Source organism: Kumtagia ephedrae (assembly GCF_003012745.1).
Lineage (GTDB): Bacteria > Pseudomonadota > Alphaproteobacteria > Rhizobiales > Rhizobiaceae > Kumtagia > Kumtagia ephedrae.
The window spans coordinates 59,015-73,809 of record NZ_PXYK01000009.1; the positions used below are offsets into that span (position 1 = coordinate 59,015).

Consider the following 14,795-nt stretch of genomic DNA (forward strand, 5'->3'; position numbering starts at 1 on the left):
ACCAAAGGCTGGACGGGACGGGACCTCGCTCCAGATACGATGATTGACCGAAACGTGAGCAGGACCGGCCGCGGCCGGCATCAGCGGACCATTGATATCCGGTTTCGGGCCGGAATCGGAGTGCCGCGCATCACCGCCCTTTTGGAGTAGGCAAGGAATGGCGACCAAGGAAAAGGAAGAAGTCGAGACCGAACGCGAAGCCACCACCGACGGCCCGCTGCTCGACCTTTCCGACGACGCTGTCAAGAAGATGATCAAGGCCGCCAAGAAGCGCGGCTACGTCACCCTGGACGAGCTGAACGCGGTGCTTCCGTCCGAGGAGACGGATCCGGATCGGATCGAAGACATCAATGCCATGCTCTCCGACATGGGCATCAACGTCGTCGAGGACGACGAGACAGGCGAGGAGGCGGAAGCCACCGACGCCAACGCCGATGCGGAGGATGACGCCAACGAGCTCGCCGAGCAGACCGGCACGGCGGTGGCGACCACGACGCCCAAGAAGGAGCCGACCGACCGGACCGACGATCCCGTGCGCATGTATCTGCGCGAGATGGGTTCGGTCGAGCTTCTGTCGCGCGAGGGCGAGATCGCCATCGCCAAGCGCATCGAGGCCGGCCGCGAGACCATGATCGCCGGCCTGTGCGAGAGCCCCCTCACCTTCCAGGCCATCATCATCTGGCGCGACGACCTCAACGAGGGCAAGGGCCTGCTGCGCGAGATCATCGACCTCGAGGCGACCTATGCCGGCCCGGAGGCCAAGCAGGCGCCGACCGTCGAGCGCACCGAGGAGCTGGAGAAGCCGAAGGCCCCCGAAGAGCGCGGACGCCGCGCCGCGCGCGAGGACGACGACATCACCAATGTCGGCGGCGATACCCGCGGACAGGAGGAGGACGAGGAGGACGACGACGAGGCCTCGCTGTCGCTGGCGGCGATGGAGGCTGAGCTGCGCCCTCAGGTGATGCAGACGCTCGACGTCATTGCCGACACTTACGGCAAGCTGCGCAAGCTGCAGGACCAGCAGGTCGAAAGTCGCCTGGCCTCCGCCGAGACCCTGTCGCCCGTGCAGGACAAGCGGCTGAAGGAGTTGAAGGACCAGCTCATCAAGGCAGTGAAGTCGCTGTCGCTCAACAACGCCCGCATCGAGGCGCTGGTCGAGCAGCTCTACGACATCAACAAGCGGCTGGTGCAGAACGAGGGCAAGCTGCTGAGGCTGGCCGAGAGCTATGGCGTGCGCCGCGAAGAGTTCCTGCGGGAATACCAGGGCTCGGAACTCGACACCAACTGGCTGGCGCGGGTCGGCGGGCTGCCGACGCGCGGCTGGAAGGAGTTCGCCAGAAGCGAGGGCGCCGCCGCCGGCGCGCTGCGGTCCGAGATCCAGAGCCTCGCCACGGAGACGGCTATCTCGATCTCAGAGTTCCGCAAGATCGTCAACCAGGTGCAGAAGGGCGAGCGCGAGGCGGCGATCGCCAAGAAGGAGATGGTGGAGGCCAATTTGCGCCTCGTCATCTCGATTGCCAAGAAGTACACGAACCGCGGCCTGCAATTCCTTGATCTGATTCAGGAAGGCAACATCGGCCTGATGAAGGCGGTGGACAAGTTCGAGTACCGCCGCGGCTACAAGTTCTCGACCTATGCCACATGGTGGATCCGGCAGGCGATCACCCGCTCGATCGCCGACCAGGCGCGCACCATCCGCATTCCCGTGCATATGATTGAGACGATCAACAAGATCGTGCGCACCTCGCGTCAGATGCTGCACGAGATCGGCCGCGAGCCGACCCCGGAGGAATTGGCCGAGAAGCTGGCCATGCCGCTGGAGAAGGTACGAAAGGTGCTCAAGATCGCCAAGGAGCCGATCAGCCTCGAGACCCCGGTGGGCGACGAGGAGGATTCGCACCTCGGCGACTTCATCGAGGACAAGGGCGCGGTGCTGCCGATCGACGCGGCGATCCAGGCCAACCTGCGCGAGACCACGACGCGCGTGCTCGCCTCGCTCACCCCGCGCGAGGAACGCGTGCTGCGCATGCGCTTCGGCATCGGCATGAACACCGACCACACCCTCGAGGAGGTCGGCCAGCAATTCTCGGTGACACGCGAGCGCATCCGCCAGATCGAGGCCAAGGCGCTGCGCAAGCTGAAGCATCCGAGCCGCAGCCGCAAGCTGAGGAGCTTTCTCGACAGTTAGATCGAGATCGCCGCTCCGACCGCTAGCAGCGGCGGACCGTCAAGAACAAGCCGCCGGAACACGCTTGAATGCGGTTTCGGCGGTTCTTTTTTTGATCGGGCAACGAGGCCCAAACGAACCGCGTCGGCCAGACTATAGCCGAATTGCGACGCGGCGGAACAAATTGCGACATTTGGGGTTTCTTTCCACCCCCCGCCTGCCTATGCTGTCGCCATCCAACAAACATGGAGCTTCGCCTTTCGCGCCGCGGGCGCGGAAATCTTTCCCCTTTCCGAAAGGACAATTGCAAGATGGACATCACGCCACCCTCGACCGCCGCCGCGCCGATCTTCGATCGGGTCGGCAAGCTCAGCCTTGAGCACGTCTACAACCGGCCGGATCCGAGGGACTATTTCTCCACCTTGCACAAGCTCGGCTATTGCGTGCCCGAGGTGGCCAAGCCCGTCTTCAAGTCCTTGCTGGAGGCGAAACGGGACGCTAACGGCGAGACGGCCGCCAAGATCATCGATGTCGGCTGTTCCTACGGGGTGAATTCGGCGCTGCTCAAGCACGATCTGTCGCTCGACGATCTCTACCGGCTTTACGGCGGGGTCTCCGGCGACGGCAAGGCGCTGCTCGAACGAGACCGGGCCTTGTTTGCCAGATCGGCCGACGACACCCTGACCGTTGTCGGCGTCGACGCCGCCGAGCGGGCGGTCGCCTATGCCGTCGGCGCGGGCGTCATGGACGGCGGCGTATCGACCAATCTGGAGCGGCATGAGCCCACCAGCGCCGACGTCCGCGCCGTCGAGGACGCAGACATGATCATTTCCACGGGATGCGTGGGTTATGTGACGAAGACGTCGCTCGAGCATCTGGCGGAAGCCGGGCGCGACAAGGGCGCATGGATGGCCAATTTCGTGCTTCGCATGTTCGACTACGAGCCCGTCGAGGAGATGCTGGCCGAGCGTGGCTACGTCACCGAAAAGCTCGCCGGCGCGCTGTTCCCGCAGCGGCGCTTCGTCTCGGCGGAGGAACAGGAAAACGTCTTCGACGCCCTCGGCAGGCGAGGCCTTTCCCCAGAGGAAGCCGAGCGTGACGGCTGGTATCTTGCAGAGCTTCACGTTTCGCGCCCGGCGGGCCAGGCTACCGCGCCGCTCGAAGCCATCCTGTCCTCCTGAAGGCGAACCTCGCCTGTCGCGGCAGGCCCGCCATCTTGTCCGCAGCGGCCATGCCGCCGGCCCTCCCGGCTCAAATCCGGCTTAGGGCCGGCGCCGCTCACCGTCCTGGCGCCCGCCGACATAGAGGGCGCGCGGGCGGTTCAGCACTTCCGAGGCGAGCTGCTCCATGGGTCCCCAGCCGGCCGAGCGGGCGATGGCGAAGAACGCCGTCTCGTGGCCGATCGCCAGGCCGAACATGCGCATCATCACCGCCAGCGCGTGGTCGATGTTGGGTTGGAGCCCCGTCGCCTCGGTGATGAGCGCCGGCGCCTCGACGGCCAGGCGCTTGTCGGCGCCGGCCGCCGCCAGGGCTGCGAGCAGGCTGTCGGCCCGCGCCAAGCCCGGCCGGCAGCTCGACACCAATGTCGAGTTCCACACCGCATCCTGCTCGGCGCCCTGGACATCCAGCGCGAGGCCTTCACGCCGGTCTTCGCCGTGGGACGGGCGGCGGGCTGGATCGCGCATGCGTTCGAGCAGCAGCGCGCCGGCCGTCTGCTGCGGCGGGATTCGGCCTATGCCGGGCCGATGCCGGCGGAGCCCGGCGCCGGCTGAGATCGCGGACCGAAGGCTGCCGACGGAGGGTGTCCCTGTGGCTGCGGCCTGGTTCGCGTGGAGCCCTTGCCGCCCGACCGGGCCGGGATCATACTCGCGCATGCGGCCGGGGCGAACGGACCGGCGCCGACCTGACATCGTTCCGCCCCGGCTCTCCGCTGCGTCATGGCGCCGGAGGGAGGTGTGGAATGACCACCTACGTGCTTCTGATCAACTGGACCGACCAGGGTGTGCGAAACCTGCGCGAATCGCCGAAGCGGCTCGACGCTTCGAAGAAGGCGCTGGCCGACATGGGCGGCACCTTTCGCGACTTCTTCCTGACGATGGGCGACTGCGACATCGTCGCCGTCTGCGAAGCGCCGGACGACGCCGTGATGGCACGTTTTGCCCTGCAGCTCGGCGCGGCCGGCAATGTGCGCACCCGCACGCTGAAGGCGTTTCCGGAAAGCGCCTATCGGGAAATCATCAACTCGCTCGGCTGAGCCGGACTGCATACAAAGGATCGAGCCAAGCGATCAAAGTGGACGGAAGCGACGGCAATGCCGTCTCTTCCTCCGTCACCGGCGCGCTTCGAAATTGCTCCGCCGGATGCCCTCTATGACGGCGCGGCTGTTTCGGTTTATGTACCTACTCCGCCCGGAGCCTGGCGAGGATCGCCTTCATCTGGTCGATCTCGGCCTGCTGCCCGGGGATGATGGTGCCGCATAAATCGCGGATCTCCGCGTCCTCGATCGGCGCCTGCTCGCACATCAGCACCGCGCCGGAATGATGCGGGATCATCGAGCGCAGGAATTGCTCGTCGCCGATCGCCGTCTGCTGCCGCGTCATCGCCCAGGCGGCGGCGAAGACCAGGATGCTGGCGACGACAATGGCGAGATTGGCCGCGCGGTTGGCGTACATGCCGCGCATCAGCCAGAGCTCGATCACTACCATGGGGCAGACCATCAGAGCCGCCATATAGGCCTGGTTGAGATTGGCGTAGACATCGGCGAGACGGTTCACCATGGCATACATGAGGATGTACATTGCCAGGAAGGATAGGCGTAGCTATGTCGGTGTTCGGTCATGATGGGACCGAACAGGGCCAGCCGTAGAAAGTTCCGGTCCGCCTTCTCCCCAGCCGGCATCCGCAGCGCCGCTTCCGCGAAGGCGAAGCCTCGACTATGGTCGCCGGACCGAAGGAGGACGGGCATGTCGATCGAGTTCCTGCTGACCACGCTGATCATCGTCGCCTCGCCGGGAACCGGCGTGGTCTACACGCTCGCCGCCGGCCTGTCGCGCGGCGGCCGCGCCAGCGTGCTGGCCGCCTTCGCCTGCACGCTGGGGATCGTGCCGCATCTCGTCGCGGCCCTCACCGGCCTGGCCGCGCTGCTGCATGCCAGCGCGCTGCTGTTCGACATCGTGAAATATGCCGGCGTCGCCTACCTGCTGTGGATGGCCTGGCAGACGCTGAAGGAGCACGGCGCGCTGAAGATCGACGCCAGGCCGGACCCGCGCAGCGCCCGGCAGGTGCTGGTCGACGGCGTGCTGATCAACCTGCTCAACCCGAAGCTGTCGATCTTCTTCGTCGCCTTCCTGCCACAGTTCATCGCCCCGGCCGATCCCAACGTGCTGATGCGCATGCTGGAGCTTTCAGGCATCTTCATGCTGGCGACCTTCGTCATCTTCGCCATCTACGGCCTGTGCGCCGCCGCGGTGCGGGACCGGGTGACAGGGAGCCCGCGCGTCATGGCCTGGATGCGCCGCACCTTCGCCGCGGCCTTCGTCGCGCTCGGCGCCAAGCTGGCGCTGACCGAGCGGTGAGGCTGGTCGCGGTTTCATTCAGCTTGTGCTAGTGTTCAAGCATGAACGAGCGCTTCCACCTGGACATGGTTTGGCCGGCGACCACGCAGGCAGCGGACGGCATGCCGCGGCGTCCGTGGAGCGTCGCCGAGATCGAGGCGATGGTAGCGGCGGGCATTATCGACGAGGACGAGCGGTTCGAGCTGATCGGCGGGGAGGTGGTGCCGATGTCGCCGAAGGGCGCGCGCCATGAGCATGTGAAAGGCGAGATCAACGCGCATCTGCAGCGCATAATCTCCAATGATCTCCGCGCATTGCAGGAAACGACGCTGCGGTTGGACGAGATAGCCTTTCTAGAGCCCGACTTCTGCGTCTTTCCACGGGCCGTGACGATCGAACAACTGCGCGGCCACAATGTGCTCATCGCCATCGAAGTCGCCGATACCAGCCTGCGCTACGATCTCGGCCGCAAGATCGGGGTCTATGCAGCCTACGGCATACCGGAGGTATGGGTGATCGACGCCAACACGCTGGTGACGCATGTCCATCGCCGGCTCGGCGCGCAGGGTTATGCCGACATCTTTCAGGCTGGCCCAGCCGAAACACTTCAGGCGGTGCGCGCACCTTCCATCACCATGTGCCTGGAACAGCTCGGCCTGACATCCCTCTGAGCGCTCAGGCTGCCCTTCATGCCGCAGACGATGCTGACGATCCCGACCAATGGCCCGGGCCTTTACGAATTCACCGACCGCGCCGAAACCGTCGTGCGCGAGGCGAGGCTGGAGAGCGCGCTGCTGACGCTGTTCGTGCGCCACACCTCCTGCTCGCTACTGGTGCAGGAGAACGCCGATTCCGACGTGAAGCGCGACCTCGACGCCTTCTTCAGGCGCCTCGTCCCGCCGGCGGACGACCCCTCCATGGATTTTCTGGTCCACCGTCTGGAGGGGCCGGACGACATGCCGGCGCATATCAAGGCGGCACTGACCACGACCTCCCTGTCGGTTCCGGTGATGGGCGGGCGGCTGGCGCTGGGCACCTGGCAGGGCATCTATCTGTTCGAGCATCGGACACGCCCGCACCGCCGCGAGATCGTGCTGCATCTCGCCTGACGGCGAGCACCTCGTGCATTTTTAGGCATCTCGTCGTCCGAACCGGTTCCCACCTTCGGGCGACATGCTTTAGGGTGTCCGGCAAATCAGGCGAGGAAACGATCGATGTCATTCCTGAAGCGGCTGTTCGGCGGCGGTGGCGGCAACGGCGAGGAGAGCGGCGAAAAGCCGGTCGGTAGCGCGCTCGAATACAACGGCTTCACCATCCGCGCCACGCCGTACAAGGCCGAAGGCCAGTTCCAGACGTGCGGGGTGATCTCCAAGGAGATCGACGGCGTGGTGAAGGAGCACCGCTTCGTGCGCGCCGACCGCTTCGCCTCGCAGAGCGACGCCGCCGACATGGCGCTGAAGAAGGGCCAGCAGATCGTCAACGAGCAGGGCGACCGCATGTTCGGATGAACCGCCCGCCGGGTGGCGACGGTGGCCGCGGGCATGGGAACCCACCGACAACCGCCAACTCGCATGCGGCCGTAGCTGCTGCGCTAAATCTGCTTCTCCGCCACCAGTTTCAAGCGCTCCAGTCCGTTTTCGTAGTCGGCGCCGATCCAACGGTCGAACATCAGGCCGAACCAGCGCGCCACGATGCCGTCGAGGCTGGTGTGGAAGCTCCAGGTCACCCGCGTACCGGAGTCCGTGGGGGCGAGGTCCCATGCGGCAACGGCTGTGCTCTCTTGTCCGAACACGAGATCGATACCGACATGCGACGGCGGCTGGTAGGCGGTGACGGTCTGCGAGCCGGTGCCGACATTTCTATTGGGCGATGCCCAGCTCATCTTCTGGCCGACGCCGCTGTCCGGTCCTTCGAAGACGTATTGCGTCAGCGGATCGATGTCCGCCCACGGCGAGAACTCGTGAAAGCGCCTGAGGTCGCCGACAAGCGCGAACACCTTTTCCGGAGGCGCGGCGATCTCGACCGAGCGCGTGACGGTGACCGAGACAGGCAGCAGGAAGGAGCCGGCGACGACCGCGACGGCGCCGGCGACGACCAGATAGGACAGCCATTTCAACAGCCTGACCATGCGACACCCCCTCGCGAAGCCGACGGAGAGTGACGTGCCGGCCGGCCTGCGTCAACGGTAGCGCCGGACAGGCTCAGTCGAGCCGGGCCAGGCCGTCGATCAGCACGGCAAGCACCTTGCCGTAGGCGCGCGCATCGCCACCGGCCTCGATCGCCAGGGCGGCCCGGTCGAAGGCCGACGAGAGAAGCTGCGTCGCCACATCGACCGGCAGATCCCTAGGAAGCTCCCCGGCACGCACGGCGAACTGGATGCCGGCGCGCAACGAGCGGGCGGCGTGACGGTCGTCTATCTCATCCATGCCGCCGCGGCCGAGCACGGCAGGTCCGTCAAGCAGCAGCAGGCGCGTGCGGCCGGGCTCCGCCATCGCGGCGAGATAGGCCTCGCCGCCTCTGATCAGCGCCTCGCGCGTCGGCGTGTCGTCCGGCGCGGCACGGTCGATCTCCTCGGCGACCGTCCTCGCCTCGGCCTCGGCCACCGCGGCGAACAGCGCCTTCTTGTCGGCGAAGTGGTGGTAGAGCGCGCCGCGCGTTACTCCGGCGGCCGCCACGATGTCGGGCGTGGCAGTGTCGGCATAGCCCTTTTCTATGAAGAGGCGGCGCGCCGCGGCGATGAGCTCGGCACGCGTCGTCTCGCTGCGATCCCTGTTCGAGCGTCGTGCGGATTCCTGTTGCATACATTCTGCCTGTATGTTAATTGAAAGAAACATGCAGACTGTATGTTTGTTTCAGGCGAAAGGGAAGAGCCATGAAGACGACCAGCTATTATCCGGTGCTGATGACCGACGACGTTGCCGGCACGGCGGCCTTCTATAAGGAGCATTTCCGCTTCGAGGCGTTGTTCCAGAACGACTGGTACGTCCACCTGCGCTCGACCGAGGACAAGAAGGTCAATCTCGGGATCGTGCAGTGGAACCACGAGACCGTGCCGCCGGCCGGCCGCGCCAGGACGCAGGGGCTGCTGATCAACTTCGAGGTGCGGGACGCCGACGCCGTCTACGAGCGGGTGACGGCGGCCGGGCTGCCGGTCCTCCTGCCGTTGCGCGACGAGGCCTTCGGCCAGCGCCACTTCATCACTGCCGACCCCAACGGCGTCATGATCGACGTGGTCAAGCCGATCCCGCCGAGCGAGGAATTCCTGGCGCAGTATGCTGAAGGCGCTGCGGGGAATTGAGTCGGCGCACCGGCGAGACGATCAGGGCAGCGACAGGGCCGGCTCGATATCGGCGCCCTTAGCCGCCGCGCGCCACCGGCACCACGCTTCTCGTCTCCAGCCCGCGCGGCGACAGGATGGCGACTTCGACGGCGCGGCCGATGCGTTCGCCGTCGAGCAGGCGGATCAGGTCGTCGACGCCGGTCACCGCGACGCCGTCGATCGCCAGCACGACGTCGCCGACGGCGAGCCCCGCCTTGCCTGCCGGGCCGTCCTTCTCGATCGTGCGCAGCCGCACCGCCGTGTCCAGCTTGCGGCCGGCCAGCAGCGCGGTGCGGCGTGGCAGCGTGATCGTGTCGGCCGAAACGCCGATGAAGGCGCGGCGTACCCGGCCGAAGCGCAGGATCTCCGAGATCACGAACTTCGCCGTGTTCGACGCCACGGCGAAGGCGATGCCCTGAGCGCCGCTGATCACCGCCGTGTTGACGCCAACCACCTCGCCCGCCGACGACACCAGCGGCCCGCCGGAATTGCCCGGATTGAGCGCGGCGTCCGTCTGGATGACGTCGTCGATCAGCCGGCCGGTGGCGGCCCGCATCGAGCGGCCGAGCGCCGAGACGACGCCGGCCGTCACCGTCCATTCGAAGCCGAGAGGATTGCCGATGGCGATGGCGATCTGGCCGCGCCTCAGCCGTTTGGAATCGCCGAGCGGCGCGTAGACGGGCGGGCTGAGGTCGGCGCGCACCAGAGCGACGTCGGTGTCGGGATCGCGGCCGAGCACCCTGCCCTCGCCGGCAAGGCCGTCCGGCAATGTCACCCGCACGCTGCGGGCATCCTCGACCACATGGTTGTTGGTGACGATCAGCCCGTCCGGCGCAATGACGAAGCCCGACCCCTGGCCGCCGCGCCCACCCAGCCGGTCGATGCGCGCCACCGCCGGCCCGACCCGGTCGACCACGTCGGCCACGGTCGTCGAATAGGCGTCGAGCAGCGCGGCGTCAGCGCCGAGATCCTTGTCGTGATAGCCCATCGGGGCGTCCTTTCGGAAAGATGCTTTCCGACTATGTGGGGAGTGGGGCGCGAGGCTGCGAGGGCCGACCTATGCAATCGCCGCATAGGTCAGCGATGCGGTCTTCCCCGGCCGGGAGTTCCTGCCTTCCGGAAAGGCACTACTGCGTCGGAACGGGAACCGGCGCCATTTCGGGAAGCGCGGCCGCGCGCCGGCGCACGCGGTCCCTGCCCAGGCCCGTCTCTTCGAGCAGGCCTTTCCGCTTGGCGTGATAGTAGTAGCCGGTCTGATAGAGCCGGTCGGCGCGGTTGTGGTCGCCGTCGGCGACCATGTAGGCGCCGCGCAGATATCTCACCGAGTATTTCAGATTGGTCTCGGCGTCGAACAGGCCTTTTGCCGACCCTTGGTAGCCCATGCCGCGCGCCGTGGCGTGCTTGATCTGCATCAGGCCGTAATGGCCGCGATTGTAGGCGGCCGGGTTGAAATTGCTCTCGCGCTTGACGACGCGCCGCACCAGATCGACCGGCACCTCGTAGAGGGCAGCGTATTTGGCGATGAGCTGGTCGAGGTCGCCGCGCGGATTGTCCGCCTTCGCATAGGCAGCAGGCGCGGCCGTTGCCGCCGCCAGATCCGCAGGCCTGGCGATCGCCTTGACCGCCTGTGCCCGACCCTCAGCCGGCGGCGGGCCCGCCGCTGCCATCGTGCCGGCTTTCCTGGCCGCCGCGGCCTCGGCTATCGCCAGCGGACCTGTTGTCGCGGCGGCCGGCACGGATTTGTCATCCGCAGCAGCCGCCGCCTCGCCTTCCGGCTGCTGCGGCGACGCGGCGTCCGCAACCTTGGCTTGCACTGCTGATTGGACGGCGGCCGCGGCATTGCCGGCCGGAGCGGCCGCGGCAAAGCTGGTGACCGCGACGATCTCGCCCGTCGTACCCGGCTCGAGCGCCATCGTCGCCGGCAATTCGGGATCGCCCGGCGCCATGTTGAATGCCGCGGAGGTATTGGTTCCGGTCGACGTGCAGCCGCTCAGAGCGGCCGGCGCGAGCGCTGCGATCAGCAGGAGGTACTTCGGCGTCAAGGGCAATGCGGAGGCTGCCGTTCTGTTGTCCCCACTGCCGACTTACCGAACTTTAACGAATCCGGCAATCCGCCGGCTCGCGAAAACGCGAGCCGATGGTGATTGCCGGGGACTTTGGACGCGTCGAACGATCTCCAGCTTTGGCTCCGTGTAGGGGCGGCGGTCTCCGTTCGCTCTTTGTACCCTCAGCGCCGCATGATAGAGTCCTCCGGTCAGGAGATGCCCTATGTCCGCAAAGCCTACCGACAAAGGTCATGCAGTGTTCGAGACTGCGCTCGGCTGGATCGGTATTGCCTGGAGCGCGCGCGGGATAACCCGGTTGCAGTTGCCGGAGCGGGACCGGGACGCCACCCGGGCGAGGCTGCTGTCGCGCGGGGCGCCTGCCGAACCCGGCGAGCCGCCGGCGCCCGTACAGGCTGCCATCGACGCCCTGACCCGCTACGCCGCCGGCGAGCGCGTCGATTTCGCCGGCGTCGCGGTCGATCTCGGCGAGGCGGACGACCTTCGCCAGGCGCTCTACGCGCGCATGCGCCTGCTCGGCTACGGGGAGACCGTCACCTATGGCGGGCTGGCGGAGGCGGTCGGCCGCCCCGGCATGGCGCGCGAGGTTGGCGAGGCGATGGGCCGCAATCCGGTTCCGATCATCGTGCCCTGCCATCGGGTGGTGGCCGCCGGCGGCAGGATGGGCGGCTTCTCGGCGCCGGGCGGCGTGTTCACCAAGCGCCGGCTGCTCGACCTGGAGCGGGCCCGCCCGCCTTCCCCGCCCGGACAGGGCGCCTTCGCCTTCTGACCGATCGGCGCAAGCGCCCTGGCGTCATTCCGGCCCTGGCCGCGCTACCGCCCGAACAGCAGGAACTCGTCGTCGGGATCGTAGTAGCGGCACTCGCGCACCAGGCACTGCCGGCTGTCGGCGGAGGTGATGTAGACGATCTGTGGCAGCTCGCTGGTAGCGCAGAAGCGGCTGTCGCGCACATAACGCCCGTAGAGCTGGGCGCCGGTGCGGGCGGACCGGTAGCGCACGATCGCGGCGCCATCGCGCTGGATCACGGCCTTCACCTCGGCGCAGCTCATGCCGGCCGAATTGTAGCGGGAGATCGCATAAGCCTCGCCGGCGACCAGAGCCAGGCCGAGCGCCAGAAGCACGGATTTCATCGAAGCCTCCGAAGGTCAGCGCGGGTCCGGCCGCCGGCCGGTCCGCAAGAACAGATACGCGGCTCACCCAGGGCGGGTTCACCTTTCCAGGCGCATATCCTATCACAAGTCCGTGAGCCGACGGTCCGATCTCCTCTTGTCTCGACCGGCGAAGCAATTTATACGCGCAGTATTGAATTTTCGGTCGATCGGTAGCTCGCGATACCTTCGCGTCCGCTGACGTTCATCTGCAAATTTCGATAGGGCCTGCCGGGCGCCTAGTCCGGTCAGAACGTAGCGACACCAGGAGAGAAGATGGCTACCGGTACTGTCAAATGGTTCAACACCACCAAGGGCTACGGCTTCATCCAGCCCGACGCCGGTGGTGCTGACGTGTTCGTGCACATCTCGGCGGTCGAGCGCGCCGGCATGACCGGCCTCGTCGAGGGCCAGAAGATCAGCTTCGAGATCGAGCAGGACCGCCGCACCGGCAAGTCCGCCGCAGGCAAGCTGGCCAAGATCGGCTGAACGTCCGACCTTCGGAATTGAGAAAAAGGCGGGATATTCCTGCCTTTTTCTTTTACGCCGTAGGGTTCTTGATCTTGCGCACGTCACTATCCCGAAACCGCCGCACGCTTTCGGGAGAGATGCGTCAAGCCGAAAGCGGCACGACATTGCCGCTGCCGCCGATGAAATCGGCGAAGGCGCGCGGCGAGGCGTCGAAATCCGTGCCCGCGAGCGCGACCGGCGCCAGGAAATCGCCCTGAAGCCTATCCGCGCCGGCGGTCACCGCGGCGCGCAGCTGGATTTCGTCCGTTATGCCCTCGATCTGGACCGCGGCGCCGCGCCGCCGCAGCGTCGTCACCAGCAGGCGCAACAGCCGCAGCAGGTCCGGCTCGGCGACGATCGCGCGTGTCCAGGCTGGCGGGATCCGGACGAGCCCGGGCACCGCAGCCGAACCCGCCTCGCGCCGGCTCGCCGCCGCCAGATCCAGCGCCAGCGGCGTCCCCGACGTCTCCAACCGCATGGCAAGCGCGGCGAAACAGGGAGCGCTGCGCAGCGCGGTGAGGTCGAAACAGAGCCGATCCGGCGCGATGTCGGCGAGCGCGGCTTCGTCGAGGAGCAGCCGCAACTCGTCTTCGGGATCGCTGACGTCCTCGGAAAGGTCGAGAACGAGATCGAACACGGGATCGTCGCAGCCGATATAGGCGAGATTGCGGATGGCGAGGCTGCGGCCGAGAGCCTGCATGAAACCGCGCTCCGCGGCAGACAAACCCGCGAGTTCGGTCTCGCCGAGCGATTGCCCTCGGCGCTGTGCGACGAAACCTGCCGAGACCGCAATGGGCACCAGCATCGGCCCGCGCCGCGCGAAGATCGGCTGAAAGGCGCATTTCAGCCGCAGCGCGTCGAGGACGCCGAAGGACAAGCCGGTCTCGTCGACGGCGATCGCATCCATGATCGCCAGCATCCGCTGATTCGGGCTCATGGCGCCACCTTGCGGCCGAAACGCGGCCCGAAGGTCTCTCCGGCAAGGCCGGCCATGGAATGCACCGGCTGACCGCGTCCCCGTCGAGCGACGGGCATCGCGGTCCTGGGAAACGTCGCAAAGCTCGCCGGCGCCAGTTCCGGACGGGCGAGGGCAAAACCCTGGACCATCGCTACCCCGGCCTGCTCGGCAAGTCCGATCTGACGGCTTTCCTCGATGCCCTCGAACACTGTCGTGATCCCCTGCCCGGCGAAAATGCCGACCATCGCCTTCAGCAGGCCGAGACCCGGGCCGGTTTCCATCAGCCTGGCCACCCAATGAGCGTCGAACTTGACGATCTCGGGCCTCAGCACGCGGATGCGCTCGATGTCGGAATCCTCGGCCCCATAGTCATCGATGGCGATCCTGAAGCCGGCCTGGCGGAACGACCGCACGAAGTCGCGCAGCACCTGCTGCGATGCCGATCTCTGTTCCGTCACCTCGCAGACGACGCGCCCGGGCTTGATGCCGACCTGCGCCAGGGTGTTGCGCGTGTCGGAAAGCGCCGCGCTGGCGATCGACCTGTCGACGAAGATGGAGGGATCGAAATTGACGAAGACGCTGGCCGACTCGGGCAGGCAGGTGGCGGCGTTGGCCAGGTGCAGGGTTCGGGCCAGCGTCTCGACCTGCAGACGGTCGCCGACGGGCAGAGCGGCGAGGAAGGCGGCCGGCTGCACCGGCTGGCCGTGCCGGTAGGGCCGGATCAGCCCCTCGAAGGCGGCGATGGCGAGCGTGTTCTCATGGAAGGCGAAAATCGGCTGGAAGGCCGTCCGCAACGTGAAGGCTCCCCACACGCCGACCGATGATCCGTCGCCGTCCCGGGCGATGTGCGCGAAAATCCCGCTTGGCGACACGTCCGCCTCCGCCTCTGGCCAACACGGGACGGTAACCCGCATGGTTTTATCGGCCGTTAACGGGAACCGCCCTTGCCGCGGAATTGTCCCGGTTACGATGCAATACTTGCACATCTTTCCGCGATCGGACATTAGAGCGTCGCCCGCGGCTGGACGTCGTCCGAACGATCGATGTCGCGGTCAACCGCGGCTCTAGCCGATCC

General features: G+C 66.7%; 19 protein-coding genes and 1 pseudogene. 11 read left to right on the forward strand and 9 right to left on the reverse strand.

Annotated elements, in window-relative coordinates:
• The first annotated feature begins 157 nt into the window (after positions 1-157).
• The gene (gene rpoD, locus C7I84_RS11040; protein ID WP_106772235.1) at positions 158-2,188 is read left to right on the forward strand and encodes an RNA polymerase sigma factor RpoD; all 2,031 of its coding nucleotides are present in this window, start codon (positions 158-160) and stop codon (positions 2,186-2,188) included.
• Between the two features lie 290 nt (positions 2,189-2,478).
• Positions 2,479-3,348: a methyltransferase type 12 gene (locus tag C7I84_RS11045; protein WP_106772236.1), complete on the forward strand. Its 870-nt coding sequence runs from the start codon at positions 2,479-2,481 to the stop codon at positions 3,346-3,348.
• A gap of 81 nt (positions 3,349-3,429) precedes the next feature.
• Here C7I84_RS11045 and C7I84_RS30940 read toward each other — a convergent pair whose 3' ends face one another.
• Positions 3,430-3,591, reverse strand: a complete 162-nt coding sequence (locus tag C7I84_RS30940; protein ID WP_245428393.1) for a hypothetical protein — start codon at positions 3,589-3,591, stop codon at positions 3,430-3,432.
• A gap of 127 nt (positions 3,592-3,718) precedes the next feature.
• On the opposite strand from C7I84_RS30940, the pseudogene C7I84_RS30565 reads away from it, so the two are divergent.
• A pseudogene (locus C7I84_RS30565) lies at positions 3,719-3,939 on the forward strand (citrate/2-methylcitrate synthase); the annotation flags it as partial.
• Positions 3,940-4,127: 188 nt separating this feature from the next.
• Positions 4,128-4,421, forward strand: a complete 294-nt coding sequence (locus C7I84_RS11060) for a GYD domain-containing protein (RefSeq protein ID WP_106772237.1) — start codon at positions 4,128-4,130, stop codon at positions 4,419-4,421.
• 145 nt (positions 4,422-4,566) lie between these two features.
• On the opposite strand, the gene C7I84_RS11065 is transcribed toward C7I84_RS11060, so the two are convergent.
• A complete protein-coding gene (locus C7I84_RS11065; RefSeq protein ID WP_245428394.1) occupies positions 4,567-4,953 on the reverse strand; it encodes a DUF305 domain-containing protein in 387 nt (128 codons plus the stop codon).
• Between the two features lie 177 nt (positions 4,954-5,130).
• On the opposite strand from C7I84_RS11065, the gene C7I84_RS11070 reads away from it, so the two are divergent.
• The 4 genes from C7I84_RS11070 (at position 5,131) to C7I84_RS11085 (ending at position 7,229) form a co-directional block, all read left to right on the forward strand.
• A complete protein-coding gene (locus C7I84_RS11070) occupies positions 5,131-5,742 on the forward strand; it encodes a LysE family translocator (protein ID WP_106772239.1) in 612 nt (203 codons plus the stop codon).
• A 41-nt stretch (positions 5,743-5,783) separates the two neighbouring features.
• Entirely contained in the window at positions 5,784-6,392 is a 609-nt protein-coding gene (locus C7I84_RS11075; RefSeq protein WP_106772240.1) for a Uma2 family endonuclease, read from the forward strand.
• 18 nt (positions 6,393-6,410) lie between these two features.
• Positions 6,411-6,830, forward strand: coding sequence for a secondary thiamine-phosphate synthase enzyme YjbQ (locus C7I84_RS11080; RefSeq protein WP_106772241.1), 420 nt, complete (start codon positions 6,411-6,413; stop codon positions 6,828-6,830).
• A gap of 105 nt (positions 6,831-6,935) precedes the next feature.
• On the forward strand, positions 6,936-7,229 hold the full coding sequence (locus tag C7I84_RS11085) for an HlyU family transcriptional regulator (protein ID WP_106772242.1): 294 nt from the start codon (positions 6,936-6,938) through the stop codon (positions 7,227-7,229).
• Positions 7,230-7,312: 83 nt separating this feature from the next.
• On the opposite strand, the gene C7I84_RS11090 is transcribed toward C7I84_RS11085, so the two are convergent.
• Positions 7,313-7,849 (reverse strand): SRPBCC family protein, encoded by a 537-nt coding sequence (locus C7I84_RS11090; RefSeq protein ID WP_106772244.1) that lies wholly within the window; start codon positions 7,847-7,849, stop codon positions 7,313-7,315.
• A 73-nt stretch (positions 7,850-7,922) separates the two neighbouring features.
• Positions 7,923-8,522, reverse strand: coding sequence for a TetR/AcrR family transcriptional regulator (locus tag C7I84_RS11095; protein WP_106772246.1), 600 nt, complete (start codon positions 8,520-8,522; stop codon positions 7,923-7,925).
• Between the two features lie 71 nt (positions 8,523-8,593).
• Here C7I84_RS11095 and C7I84_RS11100 point away from each other — a divergent pair, with 71 nt between their 5' ends.
• Positions 8,594-9,019: a VOC family protein gene (locus tag C7I84_RS11100; protein ID WP_106772247.1), complete on the forward strand. Its 426-nt coding sequence runs from the start codon at positions 8,594-8,596 to the stop codon at positions 9,017-9,019.
• 58 nt (positions 9,020-9,077) lie between these two features.
• On the opposite strand, the gene C7I84_RS11105 is transcribed toward C7I84_RS11100, so the two are convergent.
• Positions 9,078-10,028: a S1C family serine protease gene (locus tag C7I84_RS11105; RefSeq protein WP_106772248.1), complete on the reverse strand. Its 951-nt coding sequence runs from the start codon at positions 10,026-10,028 to the stop codon at positions 9,078-9,080.
• Between the two features lie 139 nt (positions 10,029-10,167).
• Positions 10,168-11,082 (reverse strand): lytic transglycosylase domain-containing protein, encoded by a 915-nt coding sequence (locus tag C7I84_RS11110; protein WP_245428395.1) that lies wholly within the window; start codon positions 11,080-11,082, stop codon positions 10,168-10,170.
• A 226-nt stretch (positions 11,083-11,308) separates the two neighbouring features.
• On the opposite strand from C7I84_RS11110, the gene C7I84_RS11115 reads away from it, so the two are divergent.
• The gene (locus C7I84_RS11115) at positions 11,309-11,872 is read left to right on the forward strand and encodes a methylated-DNA--[protein]-cysteine S-methyltransferase (protein ID WP_106772250.1); all 564 of its coding nucleotides are present in this window, start codon (positions 11,309-11,311) and stop codon (positions 11,870-11,872) included.
• 44 nt (positions 11,873-11,916) lie between these two features.
• Here the strand turns inward: C7I84_RS11115 and C7I84_RS11120 are convergent, their stop codons facing one another.
• Positions 11,917-12,234, reverse strand: a complete 318-nt coding sequence (locus C7I84_RS11120; RefSeq protein WP_106772251.1) for a hypothetical protein — start codon at positions 12,232-12,234, stop codon at positions 11,917-11,919.
• A gap of 294 nt (positions 12,235-12,528) precedes the next feature.
• On the opposite strand from C7I84_RS11120, the gene C7I84_RS11125 reads away from it, so the two are divergent.
• A complete protein-coding gene (locus C7I84_RS11125; protein ID WP_106772253.1) occupies positions 12,529-12,741 on the forward strand; it encodes a cold-shock protein in 213 nt (70 codons plus the stop codon).
• Between the two features lie 124 nt (positions 12,742-12,865).
• On the opposite strand, the gene C7I84_RS11130 is transcribed toward C7I84_RS11125, so the two are convergent.
• Together C7I84_RS11130 and C7I84_RS11135 are read right to left on the reverse strand one after the other, a co-directional pair.
• Entirely contained in the window at positions 12,866-13,699 is an 834-nt protein-coding gene (locus C7I84_RS11130) for an EAL domain-containing protein (protein WP_106772255.1), read from the reverse strand.
• A complete protein-coding gene (locus C7I84_RS11135; RefSeq protein ID WP_245428396.1) occupies positions 13,696-14,592 on the reverse strand; it encodes an EAL domain-containing protein in 897 nt (298 codons plus the stop codon). The genes C7I84_RS11130 and C7I84_RS11135 overlap by 4 nt, the downstream gene beginning before the upstream one ends.
• Positions 14,593-14,795: the final 203 nt, after the last annotated feature.